Genomic DNA, 19,578 nt, shown 5'->3' with positions numbered 1-19,578 from the left:
CACTATCCCCGGAGAGGGTCTTCGAAAGAGCGCCGGCGCTGAAACCAAGAGCCTCGGAAGAGAGCATCTCAAAGGGGAGGGATAGTCCTGGCCAGATACGCAGAGGCAGGCCGGGGGGGTGAAAGGACTGTGCAGGATGAGATGGCAGCACGGACGTTTATTTGTACTACTGCTGTGGTTTGGAGCCTTCTGCTGGGGCCAGAATCATAAGGGCGTTGGCGGAAAGCTGAAAGTTTACTTTACGGATGTCGAGGGTGGCCAGGCGACGCTCTTTGTCACGCCTGCGGGACAGTCACTGCTGGTCGACACCGGCTGGGGAGGCAACGATGGCCGGGACCAGGAAAGGATCGCCAGCGTCATGAAGGACGCAGCGGTCACGAAACTGGACTACGTCCTGATCACCCATTACCACGAGGATCACGTCGGCGGATTTCCTGCACTTCTTGAGAAGGTTCCCGTTGGGGCAGTGATTGACCATGGACCCAACCGGGAGCTGGATCCTGCAGGCCAACAACGATATGCCGCGTACGAGAAGGCCATCGAATCTAAAAAGCTGAGAAGGCTGCAGGTGAAGCCTGGAGATATTCTTCCCATCGTGGGGATGAAGGCAGTCGTGGTCAGCTCGGACGGCAACCTGATCCGACGGCCTTTGGAGAAGGGTGGGGCGGCAAACCCGTTCTGCAAAGGGGCAGAGACCAAGCCTGCCGATACAACGGAAAACGCGCGGTCGGTAGGCATTGAGATCACTTTCGGCAAGTTCAAGCTGCTGGACCTGGGGGATTTGACCTGGGATAAAGAGATGGAGCTGGTGTGCCCAGTCAATAAACTGGGACGAGTGGACGCTTATGTCGTCTCGCATCACGGATGGGACCACAGCTCGAGCCCGGCGATGATAGACGCCCTGGGAGCCCGGGTTGCGGTAATGGAAAACGGAGCCAGGAAAGGCGGCTCAGCCTCGGTGCTGGATACGGTCGCCGAAGCACCGGGAATTGAAACGATGTGGCAGCTTCACTTTTCCGAGGAGGGAGGGACGGCGCACAATGCCGAGGAACAGTACATCGCCAACCTGGAAGGCCCGGACGAAGGCCACTTTCTCGAACTGGTGAGCCCCGGAGACGGGAGCTTCGATGTATTCAACTCCCGGACGGGGGCGACAAAGCACTATGCGGCTGCTGAGTCCGCGGCCCATTAGGCATTGGGACGCGGCTCCTGTAGGCTCGGCACGGCTCGACCGGAAATTCTTATTGCGAGAAGTCTTCGACAGGCAGAAGTGCTTTTGTTACCTTGTGTGAGATGCGATCCGCTGCACCTCGTACCGTAACTGGAAAACCAGAGGGAAAACGCTACTATCCGACGCCAGCCCTGGAGAAGGGACTGGACATCCTCGAGCTGTTCGCAGCGAATCCCGAGGGCATGACGGTGAGCGAAGTAGCGCGCCGTCTGAACCGCACCATGTCAGAGATCTTCAGGATGCTGCTGTGCCTGGAGTATCGCGGGTACATTGCCCAGTCGGCCAGCAAGGACCGATATCACCTGACCCTTCGCCTCTTCCGGCTGGGGCAGGAGCATCCGCCGACAAAACGAATGGTGATGGAGGCAACCCCTGTCATGCACCAGTTGGCGCACGAGCTTCGTCAGTCGTGCCATCTCGGAGTTCTCGACGGGGCCCATGTCGTCATCCTGGCCCAGGTCGATTCACCAGAGTCCACGGGTTTCTATGTCAAAGTCGGGTCCAAGGTAGACCTGATGCATGCTGCAACAGGGCACGTCATCCTGGCTCACCAGTCCCAGGATTCATGTGAGCGGGCGATCCAGGAATGGATGCGGGAGACGGGAAAGAAAAAACCTGCCGACCTGGATGAGCATCTGGAGAAGATTCGCGGCCGGGGCTATGAGCGCCGGGCGAGCTACGAGGTTACCGGGGTGATGAACATCAGCTTTCCGGTTCTGAACTCACAGGGCAATGCCATCGCAGGCCTGACGGTCCCCTATGTGAAACGCATCGAAGATACTGTGGGTGTTCCCGAGGTTGTGGAAGTCCTGCAGAAGGCAAGCCAGCAGATCTCCGAAGCCATGGGAGCTGTCACTGAGGAGAGCAACCTGACTCCAGTGGAAGCCCCACCACAGAAGAAACCGCGATCCAGAAGATCATCCTGAGGATGATTTCAGGGACAAAATCTGTCCAGCGGTGTCCGCAAACGAACACTTTGTTCGGCTGGTGGACACCCTCGATTTGTTTAGCCCTCGTAAGTACCTGAAAAATAAAGAATCCGATTGGCACTTCGCTTGCGATTGTTCTGTATGTCATGGACATCCAGAGACCTGATATCAAGCGGAAGAAGATTCGACGCCAGTGGATCGTTGGCGGAATCGGCTTAGTTGTGCTGGGAGTGGCGGCCTTCGCCGTCTCGCGGCTCAAGCCAGCAGCTCCCACGGTAGATCGCGCAACGGTGTGGACCGATACGGTCAAGCAAGGGCCCCTGCTGCGACAGGTTCGCGGACCTGGTTCTCTTGTTCCCCGTGAAGATCGTATTCGTCTGATTCCCGCTGAAACCGAGGCGACGGTCGTTCGCATCCGCGTGTTGCCAGGCGCTAAAGTCGAGCCGAACACCGTGCTCATGGACCTGGTGGATCCCACGCTGCAGCAGGAGTTGCTGGATGCGCAGCTTCAGCTGAAGGCGGCGCAGACCGATCTGATGAATGTGAAGGCGAAGCTGGACAGTGACCTGATGACCCAGAAGGCCGGGGCCGCCACCGTCCAGGCGGACTATAACCAGGCGAAGCTGCAGGCGCAGACGGATAAGTCGCTCTACGAGCTTGGCGTGATCAGCGGACTGACCTACAACGCCTCGAAGGGCAAGGCGGACGAGTTGACGACCCGCGACTCCATTGAGAAACAACGCCTGACGGTCAATGAGAGGGCGATTGCGACGCAAGTTGCAGTGCAGCAGACCAAGGTGGAGCAGGCGGAGGCTCTGCTGGCGTTGAAGCAGAGGCAGCAGGATGCTTTGAGCGTGAAGGCCGGTATCAGCGGTGTTCTGGTCGATCTTCCGCATCAGGTGGGTGAGCATGTGGCACCGGGAACCACTCTCGCGAAGGTGGTCCAGCCAGACCAGTTGAAGGCGAGCCTGAAGATTGCGGAGACGCAGGCAAGGGATATCCAGATCGGCCAGCCATCGGAGATCGACACGCATAACGGCGTCATCGAGGGCAAGGTGATGCGAATTGATCCCGCGGTTGTGAACGGAACCGTGACGGTTGACGTAGAACTGGCAGGTACTTTGCCGCAGGGAGCGCGGCCCGACCTGAGTGTGGACGGGACGATCGACCTGGATCGCATGGCGAACGTGCTGTACGTAGGCCGGCCCGCATTTGGAAATGAAAACAGCACCATCAGCCTGTTCAAGCTGAGCCCGGATGGCAAGACGGCAGTAAGGGTCCCCGTGAAGGTCGGGAAGGCTTCAGTCAATGCAATTCAGGTGCTGGAAGGGTTGCAGGCAGGAGACACGGTCATTCTGTCGGACATGAGCCGATGGGACAACACAGACAGGATTCGCCTGGAGTAAGGGCAGACGCAACCAAAAGGAGAGAGCGAATGGCGGAACAGATTATCGAGATCGAGCAGCTGACGAAGGTCTTTTATACCGACGAGATTGAGACGCATGCGCTTTCGGGCGTGCACCTGCAGATTGGGCGTGGCGAGTATGTCGCGATGTCAGGGCCGTCGGGCTGCGGCAAGTCGACACTGCTGTCGATCATCGGCCTGCTGGATACGCCGACTGCGGGACGGTATCAGCTGAATGGCAAAGAGGTCGCGAATCTCGACTTTGCCGATCGCTCACGCATTCGCAACCAGGAGATCGGATTCATCTTCCAGAGCTTCAACCTGATTGGCGATTTGAGCGTTGCTGAAAATGTCGAGCTGCCGCTGACATATCGCACCGGTATGCCGGCAGCAGAGCGCAAGAAGAGAGTGCAGGAGTCGCTGGAGCGCGTGAACATGGCGCATCGCATGCGGCATTATCCGGCACAGCTCTCCGGCGGTCAGCAGCAGCGCGTTGCGGTTGCTAGAGCGCTGGCGGGTTCGCCATCGATTCTGCTGGCCGATGAGCCTACCGGAAACCTGGATTCGAAGAACGGCGAGGCTGTGATGAAGCTGCTGAAAGAGCTGCACGACGAGGGCGCGACGATCTGCATGGTGACACATGATCCGCGGTTTGCGGCGCATGCGGAGAGGCAGATTCACCTGTTCGACGGCAAGGTTGTTGCAGAGGGAGAGCTGAGCCAGCTAATGGCGGAGGCATAGTCATGATCCGTGAAGTGATTCAGGAAGCGAGAGAGATTCGTCGTGAGATGCCGGCGTTTACCGCATGTGTCCTGCTGCTGATTGTGTTGTGCATCGGAGTTCGGGGAGCGATCTTTTGCCGCGCCGACGGAGATAGCTTACAGCTGATTGCCCATAGGACGGAGGCACAGCTTGACCCTATTCGCAGGATGTATGCGCAGTCCGATTGCCCGGTAAATGTTCCGGGGGTAACGGTGATTGTCGGGTTGCGCGATTACTCCATGGAGCTGAGCGTACCGGCGACCACTGTGCATGCCCTGTTGCGTGTCGTGCAGCCTGACAGACTTCGCACCTTCGCTCCGGAAGTTCGTATAGCGATCTGACCAGAGCGGGCAGGCGCCCATAGGAAGGGAGAAGGCCATGAATCGATTGATTCAGGACGTGAGATTTGCTTTGCGCCAGTTACGGAAGGCGCCGGGATTCACCATCACAGCGGTCATCACGCTGGCCCTGGGCATCGGAGCAAATGCGGCGATCTTTACGCTGGTGCATGCCGTTCTGATGAAGAACCTTCCTGTTGCCGATCCCTCGATGCTGGTGCGTGTCGGCGATCGTGGCGATTGCTGCGTCAATGGCGGCGTTCCAACTGATAATGACTATTCGATCTTTGCCTCCGAGCTTTACGAGCATCTGCGCGACAATACGTCGGAGTTCGAGAATCTGGCCGCCATGCAGGCAGGCTATGGCCTGGGAGGCATCACCGCACGAAGCAGCCGTCCGGGCGACCTGCCAAAGGCCGCTCGCGGAGAGATGGTCACCGGAAATTATTTTCAGGTCTTTGGACTGAAGCCCTATGCGGGGCGACTGATTGTGCCTTCGGACGACAAGCCCGGAGCCCCGATGGGCGTGGTCATGAGCTACCAGACCTGGCAGCGCGACTACGCCGAAGATCCTTCCATCGTGGGAAGCACGTTTGTGCTGAACACCTATCCCGTCACGGTCCTCGGCATTACACCTCCAGCCTTCTATGGCGACCGCATGACAGATGCGCCACCGGATTTCTACATTCCCATGGTGCTCGAGCCACAGCTCGGACCGGCACATCCGACCAGCCTGCTTCATAACCGGGGGGCGAACTGGCTCTATCTGCTGGGAAGGATAAAACCCGGCACCGACGTCACACAGCTGCAGGCGAAGATGAGCGCTTCGCTGCGGAATTATCTTTCGACCCTTGATCTCTATAAGAAAGCCGACCAGGCCAAGAACCTCGCAAATGCTCATGTAAAGCTCAGCCCGGGCGGCGCCGGAATCGAAAACATGCAGCAGGATGTAGGCGCAGGGTTGCGGATGCTGATCACGATCTCGGCCCTGGTGCTGTTGATCGCCTGCGCAAACATTGCGAATCTTGTGCTGGTGCGCGGCATGGCTCGCAAGGCGGAGACTTCGATTCGCATGGCGCTGGGGGCGCAGCGAGCGCGGCTGATTCGTCAGATGCTGACCGAGAGTATCGTGCTGTCCTGTCTCGGGGGGCTTGCAGGGATCCTCGTGGCCTATGCTGGGACCCGCATCCTGCTGGCCATGGCGTTTCCGCACGCCCACAACCTTCCCATCGAAGCCAGTCCATCGCTACCCGTGCTGGGATTCGCCTTAGGGCTGTCGCTGCTGACGGGACTGATCTTCGGTGTGGCTCCGGCGTGGGTCACTTCCCACTCGCAGCCGGCAGATGCTCTGCGGGGATCGAATCGAACGACGAATGACCGCTCCGGGTGGGTGCAACGGTCGCTGGTGATTCTGCAGGCCGCCCTGTCGCTGGTACTGCTGGTGGGTGCGGGATTGATGGCGAAAAGCCTGAGCAAGCTGGAGAATCAGGATTTCGGTGTCGTGACGACCAATCGCCTGGTGGCACACTTCAGCCCTGAAAACGCCGGTTACAAGCCGGAGCAATTACAGGGACTCTACGACAAGATCACACAGGACCTGCATGCGTTGCCGGGCGTCGAGCACGTTTCGCTTTCGCTGTACACACCTTTGGAAGGCAACAACTGGGGCGAGGGTGTGGTTCTGCAGGGACGGCCGGAGCCGGGCGCAAACTCCAATGTCGGCGCCTCATGGCTGCGCGTAGGACCGGAGTACTTCGACATCGTAGGCCATCGCGTGATTCGCGGTCGCGGCATCACCCCGCAGGACACGGCCACCTCGACCCCTGTGGTCATAGTGAACGAGGCCTTTGTGAAGAAGTTCTTCCCCAAGGGAGAAAATCCCCTCGGCGCGCACTTTGGTATCTCGGGGATGAAGAGCGCGGGCGATTGGGAGATTGTCGGAGTCGTATCGGACATCAAGTACAACGACCTGAAGCGACCGACACGGGCCATGTACTTCCGACCGCTGCTGCAGCTGGCGCACACCGACCCTGATGGCGACACTCGTTCGCTGTATGCCGGCGCCATCATGCTGCAGACCAAAGGTTCGGTCGAAGGCCTGGAGTCGCAGGTTCGCCGCACCCTGGCGAACATCAATCCCAACCTTACGCTGACGAACTTCAACACCTTTGCGGGCCAGATTCACGGCCAATTCAACCAGGAACGACTGATTGCACGGCTAACGCTGCTGTTCGGCCTGCTGGCGCTGATCCTGGCTTCGGTAGGGCTGTATGGAGTCACGGCGTATTCCGTCGCGCGGCGCACGCCGGAGATTGGGGTACGCATGGCGCTGGGGGCGAACCGCAGCAGCGTAGTGGGAATGGTGATGCGCGAAGCAATGCTGCAGGCATGCATTGGACTTGCCGTTGGGATTCCGATCGCCTGGATGTGCGCCCGGTTTGTGCAGTCGCAGCTCTATGGGGTAGGCGGTCACGATGCGACTGTCATGATTGTTGCCGTGGCTGTACTCGCCGCTGCAGCCTGCGCTGCCGGACTGATTCCAGCTCAGCGGGCAGCATCGACAGATCCGGTGAAGGCGCTGCGAACCGAGTAAATAGCGTTACAGATAAGGAACACGTCCATGAACAGTTCACCATTCATCTCGATGGGACAGGACCTTCGTTTTGCTTTACGCCAACTGCGCCGGTCGCCGGGCTTCGCGGCGACTGCGGTTCTGACGCTGGGACTCGCTATTGGTGCAACAGTCACGATTGCGGGTATCGCGCAACGCACGCTGCTGGCTCCCCTTCCCTATCCGGATCCTGATCGGCTCGCCGGCGTCGCATTTACCTTTCCGCAGGAAAGCCCAAATAACGAACAAGCGGGAAGCTCCGCAGATTTTTTAAAAGAACATAGTCATAGCTTCGCTTCCATGGGCCTGGCTGAGGACAGCATCGGTGGCGCAAATCTCTGGGTAGATAGCGGCAACGGCGGCCATGCGGTGCAGGTGACGAGCAAACGTATCGACCACCAGTATTTCCCCACGCTGGGGCTGGAACCGGAGTTGGGGAGAGGCTTCACTGCCGACGAGGATCATCATGGAGGTCCACGTTCAGTGTTATTGAGCCATAACCTGTGGCAGAGTGCCTTTGCTGGAAATCCTGCTGTTGTAGGAAGAGTTGTGCACATCAACGGCGACAGCTATACAGTGACTGGCGTCATGCCGCCTTCTCTGAAGAATCAAGATGAGAGTGGACGAGGTACAAGCACAGGCGTGGATATGTGGCTTCCGCTGCAGCTGAGCCCGAATGATCCTGGTTACGCAGGTGATAACTACTCCATGGTGGCCCGATTAAAACGGGGAGTAGGCCTGCAGGCAGCCCAACAGGAGCTGGATGCTCTGAAAGAGCCGTTCTATCAGCAATTCCCTGGATATCGCGGGTGGACCTCACACAAACTGCTTCACGAACTGCGAGCATGGCCGCTGCGGGATGTCGAAGTAAGCGGGGTGCGGCCGAGCCTGCTCGCACTCACGGGCGCGGTCATCGCGGTATTGCTGATCGCATGCCTGAACCTTGCTGGATTGATGACGGCGCGTGGTCTCCACCGGGCGCGAGAACTTGCGGTACGGAGTTCGCTGGGAGCGACGCGCGGCCGGCTACTTCGACTCCTGCTTTGCGAAAGCTCCTTGATTGCGGTGGGCGGCGCTGGACTGGGAATGCTGCTGACGCGTGCGATGACACCAGCTCTGCTAGCGGCATCTCCGCTGACGATGCCCGTAATGGGCAAGAGCAATACAGGAATAATCCTTACGATAAGTCTGGGACTAGCTGGCATGACCGCTTTGCTCGGGCTTGTACCGGCGGCACGAATACTGAAAGAAGGATCGGCGGAGTCTCTGCGGAGTAGGCAGACCGGTGTCTCCAGAAGCGGAGCGCGCCTGGAAAGCACTCTTATCGTCATGCAGATTGCTATGGCGACAGTGTTGCTGGCTGCATCATCTCTGTTACTTGGAAGCTTTTTAAAACTTCGCTCGGTTGATACAGGGCTGAAGCCACAGCAGCTCGCCATTGCACAAGTGACTCTAAAGGGCGACAAATACGCGAAGACACTCACGACGGCACAGTTTGTCGAGGAGGTGACAGCGCAGCTGAGCAGATATCCCGGAGTAAAGGGCGTAGCCGCTATTAACGGTCTGCCGCTTGATCGTGGTCTGAATACAGGCCTTGGCCCGGCAGGAAAACCCGATATGAACAGGATCGGCGAGCTGCGGCTCGTAACGCCGAAATACTTCCACACGATGGGAATCCCCGTCGTCATGGGACGCGATTTGAGGGAGAGCGATAATGCGAACTCCGCGCCTGTAGTGCTGATAAGTGCCGCTGCGGCGCAACGATGGTGGCCGGGACGCTCGCCCATTGGAGAGCAGGTCAACGTAGGCGGCAAGAAGGAAGATCGTCGAACCGTAGTCGGAGTCGTTGCAGACGTGCGTACTCAGTCTTTGGCTGAAAGTCCGCGGCCGATGGTCTATGAACCTTTCACGCAAGCAACTGACGGATTGACAAAGGTTGTCAATGGGTGGTTTCCGACAACCTTTGCGGTCAAGCTGGGCACCCATGAAGATGCGGCAAAGATGATGGAGCAAGCTGTGGCAACCGCTGATCCGATGATTCCGGTAGCAAGGATCAAGACGATGCAAGCTGTGATCGACGGCACCATTAAGGCCCCGCGCTTCTTCTCGTGGATGGCAGGATCGTTCGCAGGATTTGCTCTCTTGCTGACGGCAATTGGTCTGTTCGGCCTGTTGAGCTACCAGGTCTCGCAGAGGCTGCGAGAGATTGGCGTAAGGCTTGCAGTCGGCGCAAGCCGCGAACAGGTGCTGCGGCTCTTTCTTGGCCGCGGCCTTGTACTGACCGGCACGGGACTTGCATTGGGCACGATGGCGAGCCTTGCACTGCCACGGCTGATTGGCAATCTGCTGGCAGGTTTTATCTTTCTGGATCGTGGAGGGCCATCGGTACTGCTATCGAGCACGGTAGCAGCTTTCGCTATGGCTGCTGCGGGAATGCTGGCGACGGCATTCCTGGCCAGTTATCTACCGGCTCAGCGAGCTGCCAAAACGGAGCCAACCCTGATTTTAAGAGCGGAGTGAAATAAAGATGATCGAGTTAAGAAATCTTGAACGCAGCTACAAGACGGGGCACTTGGAGACATGGGTGCTTCGCCGGGTGAATCTCAGCATCCAGCCTTGGGAGTTCGTGACCATTATGGGACCTTCGGGCGCCGGCAAATCATCTCTGCTGAACGTACTTGGGATGCTCGATGACCAGTGGCGGGGAGAGTTCTTCTTCGACGATGCTGCCGTTCATACGCTGAACCGCAAACAGCGAGCCGACCTGGCGAGGAAACGCATCGGAATCGTCTTTCAGAGCTATCACCTGTTGGACGATCTCACCGTAGCTGAGAACATCGATCTCCCTCTGTCCTATAAAGATATTCCGCGGACGGAACGGCAAGGGTTGGTAGCGGATACGCTTGATCGCTTCAATATTGTCGGCAAAAAAGACCTCTATCCGCATCAGCTTTCAGGAGGCCAGCAGCAACTGGTCGGAATCGCACGCGCCATGATTCACAAGCCATCGCTGCTGCTGGCCGATGAGCCTACGGGGAACCTGCAATCGAAACAGGCAAAGGAGATTATGGAGATGTTCCGGCAGTTGAACGATGAGGGGACCACGATCGTTCAGGTGACCCACTCCGAGGAGAACGCTTCTTATGGCACACGCACCATCGAGCTGCGTGATGGATGGGTCCACTCCGATACCGCGGGTGAAGTTGCCGATGCTGTGAAGGAGGTTCGGCCTTGAGGAATTCCCTGTCACAGCTTTTTAGTGCGGCGGTTCTGCTGGTTACAGTTCCGTCATGGGCCCAGGCGCCAGCCACAAACGTGCCCACTCCAACGCTGCGCCTGGACATCCCGCATTCCAGCAATCCTTTGGATACCTACCGGGCAACCCTGGTTCCGCAGCCGAACCTGGCCAATACGCCGCGTATCGATGCGCTGGTTCATGACGGCGTGCTGGATCTTAGTCTTAATGATGCGATCACGCTTGCCCTTGAAAACAATCTGGACCTTGCTATTGCCAGATATAACATTCCGATTGCGCAGGCCGATATCCTTCGTACCCGAGCCGGTGCCTCCTTCCGCGGCGTCAATACAGGTGTTGTGCAGAATACGCCCGGGGGCGGTGTGGGAGGGTTCGGATCTGGTTCAAGTGGCGCTGGAGCCGGTGGGACCTCAGGCGGTGCCGGCGGTGCCGGTTCGGGCGCTTCGGGTCTCGTGCAATCGACGCTCGGCGCGGGAACAACGGTCCAGTCTTACGATCCCCTGATCTCGGCAAAGCTGAGCAACGAACATTACACGCAGCCGCTGTCAAACCTTTCGCTCTATAACGTTCCCACGTTGCAACTGAACACGAATGTCGGGAATGTCACCTATACGCAGTCCTTCCCTACTGGCACCACCATCGAGGCGACCCTCAACAACGACCGCGAAACCACGAACAGTCCACGCAGCCTACTTAATCCCACACTGAACAGCTACTATCAAGTCGTGGTACAGCAGCAGCTGCTGGCGGGCTTCGGGTTCGGCCCCAATCTTCGTTATCTCCGCATTGCAAAAAATAACCAGAAGATTTCAGACCAGGCGTTCAAGCTTCAGGTCATCACCACGATCACGCAGATCGCAAATATGTACTGGGATCTTGTGGCGGCTTATGAAGACGAGGGCGTCAAAAGCCGTGCACTCGACTTTGCCAAACAGACCCTGGATAGCGGACGCAAACAACTTCAGCTGCAGGCGATTCCCGCGATGGATGTGATGAAAGACGAGGCTGAGGTCGCCAACCGGGAACAGGACCTGACGATCGCCAAAACCGCCCTGCAGTTTCAGGAACTGTTGATTAAAAATGCGCTGACCAAGAATCTCGACGACCCTATCCTTGAAGCGATGCCGGTCCACCCAACCGACTCCAGCTCCGTCAACGACCCGCAGGCGGATAGGCAGGTCGAGGATAGTATTGCCCTGGCCCTGCGTGATCGTATCGAGTTGACGGAGTCCGACATCGATCTTGAAAACAGACGCATCAGCAGGGATGCCGCTCGCAATGCACTTTTGCCCACTGTTGCCCTGACCGCCTACTATGGCGGAACCGGACTTGCCGGCATTCAGAATCCATCGGCGCCTCCATCGACTGCTCCTGTCAGTTTTGGTGGCGCTCTGCAGAATGCCTTCAACAACTCCGCCCCGGATTACTTCGTTGGGCTTACCGTCAAGGTTCCGCTTCGCAACCGAGTCGCAAAGTCGGACCAATATCGTTCCGAGCTTGAAGCCCGCCAGGCGGAACTTCGCCTCCAGCAACTGAAAAAGCAGATTCGTATTGAGGTACGCAATGCAGAGTATGCTCTGGAGCAGAGCAGAGCGCGAGTCGATTCGGCCCGGAAAGCCCGTGACCTGGCACAGAAAACTTTTGACATCACGGCCAAAGAACAGGAACTGGGGGCAGGATCGAACCTCCAGACACTGACGGCGCGCAGGGACCTGTCAGCAGCGGAGTCGGCCCTGGTAGCCGCAATGACTGCTTATCAAAAAGCAAAAGTCGAACTTGACCGTTCGCTTGGAACCACGCTGGAAGCCAACCATATTTCGATAGAATCGGCTAGGACCGGCATCGTATCAGGCGGGCAATAAGAGGGATCTTTCCATGGTAGAAGAGACGACGATGAAGAACACGGGCGAGGCAGCGCCGGAAGCCCCATACAAACTTCTCGTCGCAGACGACCAGCCGCATATTCTCGAGGCAATCCAGTTCCTTCTAAAACCGGAAGGATATCAGCTGGAGATGGTGCGTACACCCGCTCTGGTTATGGAGGCGATGTCGCGGGACAGCTTTGATGGGATTCTTGTCGACCTGAACTACACCCGCGATACCACCTCTGGACAGGAGGGGCTGGAGCTGGTTGCGCAGATTCGCGAGATGGATGCGCAGGTTCCCATCATTGTGATGACGGCCTGGGGCAATATCGAGCTCGCAGTCGAAGCCATGCGCCGCGGCGCTGGAGACTTCATTCAAAAACCATGGGAGAATGCGCGGCTTCTCAGCATCGTACGAACCCAGATCGAGCTTTATCGCAGCCAGCGCCGCGCCCAATGGCTGGAAGCGGAGAACCGTATTCTGCGGGCTCCCGGTGCACCGGACTTTATCGCCACCGCACCCAGCATGCGTTCGGTGGTCGCCACGATGGCGAGGATCGGGCCTTCCGATGCGAACGTTTTGATCACTGGGGAACATGGAACCGGCAAAGAAGTTGTTGCGCAGACGCTGCATCGCCTTTCAACACGCGCCGACCGCACGCTGGTTGCCGTCAATACCGGAGCGTTGCCTGAAGGGACCTTCGAGAGCGAGCTGTTTGGACATGTAAAAGGCGCTTTTACGGATGCTCGAGCCGACCGCATCGGAAGGTTTGAACTGGCCAGCAACGGGACACTCTTCCTGGATGAGATTGCGAATATCCCAGTCCGTCAGCAAGCGAAGCTTCTTCGCGTGCTGGAGACGGGGGAGATGGAACGCGTGGGTTCTTCCAAAACGCAGCGCGTCAATGTTCGCATGCTCTCCGCCACGAACGCAGACCTTAGAGCCGAGTGCGCGGCTGGGCGTTTTCGAGAAGACCTTCTCTTCCGGCTCAACACGGTTGAGATATCCCTGCCGCCACTGCGTGACCGCCGCGAGGATATTCCTCTTCTTGCGGCTCACTTCCTGGCGCGGCACGCCGGCAGATATCGCAGGCAACTGCATGGCCTGGAGCCTGCGGCGCTGCAGCAGATGTTGCAGTACGGCTGGCCGGGAAACGTGCGCGAGCTGGACCATACGATCGAACGAGCCGTGCTTATGGCTCGAGGCGAACGCATCGAAGCGGCTGATATGGGATTGCAGTCACAGCGCGCCACATCGGCCCACAGCCTGGATGATATGGATCTTGAAACAGTAGAGTCTATCCTGATCCGGAAGGCCCTTGCGCGAGCGGGAGGCAACGTCAGTCACGCCGCAGAAGCGCTTGGATTGAGTCGCGGTGCGCTGTATCGTCGTATTGAAAAGTATGGGCTCTGATCGTCAGCCAGCGCTGCCTCGGCTCAAACGCTCCATGCGGGAACGAATGCGGCGGTGGCTGACCTTTGAGCGGCGGCTGCGGCTCTGCTTCTATCTGATGGGATCTCCTCTCATCGCGCTCGTCTGGTGGTGGCTGCATACGCAGGGCGCGGATGAATCCATTGTGTGGCTTGTTCTGGCGGTGGCGGCAGGCGCCTGGGCCTTCATGGCGTCGTCGCTGATGGAGCAGATTACGCGTCCTCTGCAGACACTGGCGAATGTGATCGCTGCCCTCCGGGAAGATGATTACTCCTTTCGCGCACGCGGTGCATCGCGCAGCGACGCCATGGGAGATCTGGCATTTGAGATTAATGCGCTTGCTTCCGGCCTTCAGGCACAGCGGGCAGGTTCGCTGGAAGCAATGGCCCTGTTGGAACGCGTGCTCAATTCGATGCAGTCGCCGGTCCTCGCCTTCGATCCCGAGGGCCGGCTAAAGCTGATCAACGAGGCTGCAGAACAGATGCTCCGGGTAGAGGCAAAGAATGCGCTCGGCCTGCCGGCGGAGACATTTGATCTTGCCTACCTGATCAAGGCATCGGACGATGATCTTTTCTCCCTGGGAGAAGGTCAACAGGCGGCTCGATGGATTGTAAAGCGCGCCAGCTTTCGCCTGAGCGGAGTTCCCCATTCGCTCATCGTGCTATCCGATGTAAGCTCGGCCCTGCGAGAAGAGGAACGGCTGGCGTGGGCACGATTGATCCGGGTGCTGGCGCATGAGATCAATAACTCGCTTGCGCCGATCAAATCCATCGCGGAGAGCCTCCGCATCCGTGTACCACGGGAGATCCCCGGAGAAAACGGCTCTGACTTCTCCCGAGGCCTCGAAGTCATCGAAAGCCGCGCCGAGTCGCTGAACCGTTTCCTGCAGGCTTACCGGCAATTGATGGGGCTTCCGGCTCCCACCCTGGCGCCCGTCTCACTTTCTCCCCTGATGCAACGCGTGGTGCAGCTGGAGACCCGGCTGACAGTAAAGATGCTGCCCAGTGACGACATCATCCTGTGGCTTGACACCGATCAGATACAGCAGGCGCTCATCAACCTGCTGCGAAATGCCGCAGAGGCGGCGCTCGGACCGGACACAGGTCACGATGGCGTTCCCTGCGTGGAGATCGGATGGAAGGCCACACCTCACGAAGTCGTGATCACGATCCTGGATAACGGCCCGGGCCTGACGAATGAGAGCAATCTCTTCGTGCCGTTCTATACAACAAAGCCGAGCGGGACCGGAATTGGACTTGTGCTGGCGCAGCAGATTGTCCAGGCACATCGCGGGTCCATCGAACTGCGAAATCGCAACGATGGCCAAGGCGGCTGCCGTGCAGAACTGAGAATTCCTCTCATCAGCTCTGCAGGCAGTCCCGGCTCTGGTCTTCCTGCTTCAGCGGCTGTCTAATTGCCCTTCCCGCTACGACGCGCCAGCTCATCATCGAATTCTTTGCGGCTCATCTTAAGTTTTTCCGGATGCTGATCGATCCATTGGGTAAAGGCATGATACTTGGCAGCGTTCCAGCCGCCTTCGAATTCAGCGCCATTTTTACCGGCTGAGTTCAATTCGAAGTTGAACGCATCTTCCAACTGCGTGAACTCAGCGGAAGCCACGGCCGCAGCGGCCAGGATGGCGGGAACGAAGATGATCCCATCCTGTTTTGCAACGACAAGGTCGCCAGGAAGAACGGTTGCGCGGCCAATGCGAATGGGTGCGTTGATTGACGTAAGGGTCATATCCTTCCAGGCCGAGGGATCACTGGCACGATAGAAGCCGTTCAGATGGGCGATCTCGCGATTTTCTGCCGCGTCACGAATGCCCGCATCAAAGACAAAACCGGTCTGCGAATGGGCCGCAATACCGCTGCCCAGATTGGAGCCGATCAGCGTCCCTTCAATGACCTTTCCGAAGCCATCGGCAACATAGACGTCGCCCTTCTGCAGATCGTGAATAGGCCACATATTGGTTCCGCCTACCCTGCCTTCGGACTTCCCTTCCGCCTTGATGGCAGAGACCATATCAGGTCGTGCCGGCATATATTGTGCCGTAAGTGCACGGCCCACCATGGGGCGGTCCATGTGGAGAGCCTGCCACCCATTCTCATATTGGCAGCGATAGCCCTTGCCCTGCAGGAAATCCCAGAGATCCTCCATCGTCACATCGGCTGCTCTCTGGACCACCGAATCAGGAATCTTCGGCCTGCCATCCGGAAAGCGCTCGCCCTTCCAGTCCGAGGTGTAGAACAGGATCTGCTGTCGGCTCATCTTCACCTGGGCGGTTACCTTCGTCGCTCCCAGGATGGCGGAGATACAAATTACAGCGATAAACAACTTCTTCACAAAGAACACTCCTTCGGGGGATGCTAAACAGCCTACTCCGGCTGACAGCTGAAGCTCCAATCGATTCTGTATTCGGCAAAACCAGCGAATGCATCGCCTTACTCCTGAGGTATCTAATGAATAGAGGAAAAGGCCTTCCTCTGAAGAGGAATCGTATCCTGATAAACTACTTACAGCCGCGGAGGGATGTGTGAGCGGTTGAAACAGGCGGTCTTGAAAACCGCTTTGGTCGAAAGGCCAACGGGGGTTCGAATCCCTCTCCCTCCGCCATTGAGTCTTCTCTCTAATTTTTTTCCAAACGAAATAGCTGAATTCCCTGATCTTCTGTCGTATTGATGGTTGGAGAACGCCCCCCTTTTTGGCGATTTATTGGTGCTACCAGCGGGATTCTCCTCATGTCTTGAGAAAGTACGTCTCCTGCAACTTGTATTGGAGGCTGCAGGCAGCGATCTTTCTCATAACCTCTGCAGGAGTTCGGCAGAGGTTTGCGTGACGCGTCGATACAGACAGTTGAGGATCAGGAATGTAGGACACTCCGTCATGAAAGCTAGGGTGTTGGTGGAGTGCCGAAACGCAGCATTCGGAACGACGACGATCCATTCCGATTTTCGCTCTCGCTGCAGTCTTGCAAACTGCCGTTCTATTTACCAATGACGAACGAAGATTACCCTTTCGGGCTGGAGACGATGTTCGCCTCGACCGCATTAGAGTTGCTGACATTCAAGCTCGCCATTTGAGCGACATCAATCAGTTTTTCAAGCTAGATAAGCTGACGACGACTTCCACCTTTGCCGCCCTATTGGCACCCCCTCAATTACTAGGCTGCTATAGTTGAACCCGCGATGATCTATGCCCACAGCAGAAAGGAGGGGGACGCACGTCCGTGGCAAGAACTATCAGAGCATCTGAGCCGAGTTGCGTCTCTAGCAGAATCATTTGCTCCGAGGCAACTCGCAGATCTTGCCAGGGTAGCCGGGCTGTGGCACGATATCGGAAAATTCAATCCAGCCTTTCAACAGTACATCCGGCATGATTCTGAGATTTCTAACGAGGCTTCTTCAACTCCACATGTGAGGAGCGTGCCACATTCCGCTGCGGGCGCGGCTCTCGCGTTGCAGAGGCTGCCCGATAACATCGGTGGCCGGATTCTTGCGCTTGTCATTGCTGCGCATCATGGCGCGCTCAAATCTGGGCGTTGGCTGGACACCATAGAGGTATCGGGCTCCCCACTTCTCCAGGCTTCCCGAGGCGGCGGACTCCCGGCAGAACTCGAGCAGCAAACACCATCGCTAACGGGAACTCCGTCTGCGCTTGCCGTTCGCATTCTGTTTTCAGCCCTGGTTGATGCAGATCTACTGGACACTGAAGAGTGGGCTATTGGTGCGCCGCGAACAACCAACTACGACGACATTGCAGTATTACACAAGAGTCTCGATGCATTCTGCTTCGCGAAGATTGAAACGGCGCAGGCCACGGCAATTACAGAAAAAGAGCAGCGCCTGGCGACATTACGCCGGAATGTATTTGAGGCATGCGTTCAAGCTGCTGATAACAGTCCCGGGCACTTCACGATGACAGTTCCCACGGGCGGCGGGAAGACGCTCAGCGGACTTGCCTTCGCCCTGCATCATGCGGAGCGTCACGGTATGAAGCGCGTCATCGTGGTTGCACCTTTCACCTCTATCCTGGAGCAAACAGCCGATGTTTATCGCGAGGCTCTTGGTGCGGAGAATGTGATTGAGCATCACAGCAACATCAGCCCGCTTCTCGATACCGACCGTAACCGGCAGGCCTGCGAGAACTGGGATGCTCCAGTGATCGTCACCACTAGCGTGCAGCTACTGGAGAGTCTGCACGCCGCGCACAAACGCGATTGCCGCAAGCTGCATCGCGTCGCCAACAGCGTGATCCTGCTCGATGAAGTACAGACGTTTCCCGCCGATCTCCTGGAGCCGATCCATGCCGTGTTGAAGCGGCTGGTAGAAGATTTCCATGTCACCGTCGTCCATGGCACCGCGACACAGCCTCTGCTGGCTGGCGTCGCCGGCAGACGCCGCCGCTCGGTCTTGCCGCCTGAGCTCTGCGTTTCCATGAAGGAGATTATCCCGAACCCCGCCTCTCTTTTCGACGCCGTGCGTGATCGCTTCACACTGGAGATTCTCGGCGACCTGCAAATCCCGCTCGATCCCGCCGTGCTTGTGGACGACGTGCGGAAACAGCGTAGCGCCCTGGTGATCACCCACAGCCGCAGGGACGCTCGTTTGCTCGCGGAGATGCTGGGATCGGAGTGCCTGCATCTCTCAGCCGCCATGTGCGCGACCCATCGCTCTCAGGTGCTGCGCGAGGCCAGACAGAGGCTGGATGCCGGACTGCCTTGCACCATCGTTGCGACCCAGCTCATTGAGGCCGGAGTTGACATCGACTTCCCGGTGGTCTACCGCGCGCTGGCCGGTCTTGAGACTTTGGCGCAGGCGGCCGGACGATGCAACCGCTCGATGAAGCTGCCGCATCCTGGACGCTTTGTCGTCTATCGAGCGGGAAAGGTGAGCAATACAGATGAAGAGATCTTAGAATCCAGAGCGCCGAAAGGTACCCCGCAACTCGGTCTGGAGGTCGCTCTCTCAGAATATTTTGTCCGCGGACTACCTGATCTGCACGACCCGATGCTCTTCCCCGAGTACGCGGGAAAGGTTTTGAGAAGGTTGGACACGGACCGCAAAGGTATTCGTACGTCAGAGGAGGAGTTCGACTTCGAGGAGGTCGCGAAGAACTTCCGGATGATCGAAGAGATCCATATCTCGGTGGTGGCTCCGTATGGCGATGCGCCTCGACTGGTCCGGGAGCTGCGTCACGGGGGCCCCAGCCGGGAACGCTTCCGTGCATTGCAACGCTACACGGTTGGCATCAGCAAAACGATATTCAGTGCACTCTTTGACTCCGGATGGCTCGAACCCGTCATGCAGGGCGATGAAGCGGATGCTTCGTTGTGGTGTGTCCGTGAGGGAGATGCGTCTCCCTATGAGGAGAGATTTGGATTCGCAAGCCACGAGTCTGACGTGATGCTGCGCCCTCTGCAGGTTTAGGACTACAGAGGGCGGCCAACTCCACATTGCATCTATTAGATGTTTCAATCCACAGACAATTATGTTGCAACTGCCCGACTCCTAGTGTAGCTTGGCGAAGGTTGATTTTTTTCCACATTGATCTATTAGATGAACCAATAGTTTTCTCCATGATGAAGACTAAGGAGGTGGTTTAGAGTGGGCCTCGGTTACTACACCCGAAAGCTACTGGACTGGCTCGCGGTGTTGCGCTTGAGGAGCGCATTATTATCGTTCGCTCTTTAAAAATAGAACAAAGGGGCTTCTCATTGCTGAAATGGGAAGTCCCTAACTCAGCACCA

13 protein-coding genes and 1 tRNA gene are annotated in these 19,578 nt (G+C 57.7%); 13 read left to right on the top strand and 1 reads right to left on the bottom strand.

What is annotated here, in order from left to right; all coding sequences use genetic code 11:
* Nucleotides 1-136: 136 nt before the first annotated feature.
* The 11 genes from GWR55_RS16975 (at nucleotide 137) to GWR55_RS16925 (ending at nucleotide 15,243) form a co-directional block, all read left to right on the top strand.
* A complete protein-coding gene (locus GWR55_RS16975; protein ID WP_162403314.1) occupies nucleotides 137-1,192 on the top strand; it encodes a ComEC/Rec2 family competence protein in 1,056 nt (351 codons plus the stop codon).
* A gap of 101 nt (nucleotides 1,193-1,293) precedes the next feature.
* Nucleotides 1,294-2,157 carry an IclR family transcriptional regulator gene (locus GWR55_RS16970; RefSeq protein WP_162403313.1) on the top strand — a complete coding sequence of 288 codons (864 nt, stop codon included), beginning with the start codon at nucleotides 1,294-1,296 and terminating at the stop codon, nucleotides 2,155-2,157.
* A gap of 149 nt (nucleotides 2,158-2,306) precedes the next feature.
* A complete protein-coding gene (locus tag GWR55_RS16965; protein ID WP_162403312.1) occupies nucleotides 2,307-3,566 on the top strand; it encodes an efflux RND transporter periplasmic adaptor subunit in 1,260 nt (419 codons plus the stop codon).
* A gap of 29 nt (nucleotides 3,567-3,595) precedes the next feature.
* A complete protein-coding gene (locus GWR55_RS16960) occupies nucleotides 3,596-4,306 on the top strand; it encodes an ABC transporter ATP-binding protein (protein WP_162403311.1) in 711 nt (236 codons plus the stop codon).
* 2 nt (nucleotides 4,307-4,308) lie between these two features.
* Nucleotides 4,309-4,668, top strand: coding sequence for a hypothetical protein (locus GWR55_RS16955; RefSeq protein WP_162403310.1), 360 nt, complete (start codon nucleotides 4,309-4,311; stop codon nucleotides 4,666-4,668).
* Between the two features lie 37 nt (nucleotides 4,669-4,705).
* Nucleotides 4,706-7,258, top strand: a complete 2,553-nt coding sequence (locus tag GWR55_RS16950) for an ABC transporter permease (protein ID WP_202925529.1) — start codon at nucleotides 4,706-4,708, stop codon at nucleotides 7,256-7,258.
* Nucleotides 7,259-7,285: 27 nt separating this feature from the next.
* On the top strand, nucleotides 7,286-9,796 hold the full coding sequence (locus tag GWR55_RS16945; RefSeq protein ID WP_162403309.1) for an ABC transporter permease: 2,511 nt from the start codon (nucleotides 7,286-7,288) through the stop codon (nucleotides 9,794-9,796).
* A gap of 7 nt (nucleotides 9,797-9,803) precedes the next feature.
* Nucleotides 9,804-10,511, top strand: coding sequence for an ABC transporter ATP-binding protein (locus tag GWR55_RS16940; RefSeq protein ID WP_162403308.1), 708 nt, complete (start codon nucleotides 9,804-9,806; stop codon nucleotides 10,509-10,511).
* Nucleotides 10,508-12,394 carry a TolC family protein gene (locus GWR55_RS16935; protein WP_238398486.1) on the top strand — a complete coding sequence of 629 codons (1,887 nt, stop codon included), beginning with the start codon at nucleotides 10,508-10,510 and terminating at the stop codon, nucleotides 12,392-12,394. The genes GWR55_RS16940 and GWR55_RS16935 overlap by 4 nt, the downstream gene beginning before the upstream one ends.
* A gap of 13 nt (nucleotides 12,395-12,407) precedes the next feature.
* A complete protein-coding gene (locus tag GWR55_RS16930; protein WP_162403307.1) occupies nucleotides 12,408-13,811 on the top strand; it encodes a sigma-54 dependent transcriptional regulator in 1,404 nt (467 codons plus the stop codon).
* 34 nt (nucleotides 13,812-13,845) lie between these two features.
* Nucleotides 13,846-15,243: a PAS domain-containing sensor histidine kinase gene (locus GWR55_RS16925; protein ID WP_238398485.1), complete on the top strand. Its 1,398-nt coding sequence runs from the start codon at nucleotides 13,846-13,848 to the stop codon at nucleotides 15,241-15,243.
* Here GWR55_RS16925 and GWR55_RS16920 read toward each other — a convergent pair.
* Nucleotides 15,240-16,175: an RraA family protein gene (locus tag GWR55_RS16920; protein WP_238398484.1), complete on the bottom strand. Its 936-nt coding sequence runs from the start codon at nucleotides 16,173-16,175 to the stop codon at nucleotides 15,240-15,242. The two genes, GWR55_RS16925 and GWR55_RS16920, sit on opposite strands and share 4 nt — an antisense overlap.
* A 180-nt stretch (nucleotides 16,176-16,355) precedes the next feature.
* On the opposite strand from GWR55_RS16920, the gene GWR55_RS16915 reads away from it, so the two are divergent.
* Together GWR55_RS16915 and GWR55_RS16910 are read left to right on the top strand one after the other, a co-directional pair.
* A tRNA-Ser gene (locus GWR55_RS16915) sits at nucleotides 16,356-16,445 on the top strand.
* A 572-nt stretch (nucleotides 16,446-17,017) separates the two neighbouring features.
* On the top strand, nucleotides 17,018-19,258 hold the full coding sequence (locus GWR55_RS16910; protein WP_162403306.1) for a CRISPR-associated endonuclease Cas3'': 2,241 nt from the start codon (nucleotides 17,018-17,020) through the stop codon (nucleotides 19,256-19,258).
* The last annotated feature ends 320 nt before the right edge of the window (nucleotides 19,259-19,578 follow it).

Origin of the sequence: Edaphobacter sp. 12200R-103 (assembly GCF_010093025.1) — a bacterium.
GTDB lineage: Bacteria > Acidobacteriota > Terriglobia > Terriglobales > Acidobacteriaceae > Edaphobacter.
Note: the sequence above shows the minus strand (reverse complement) of the source record. Positions and strands in the feature narration are given on the sequence as shown.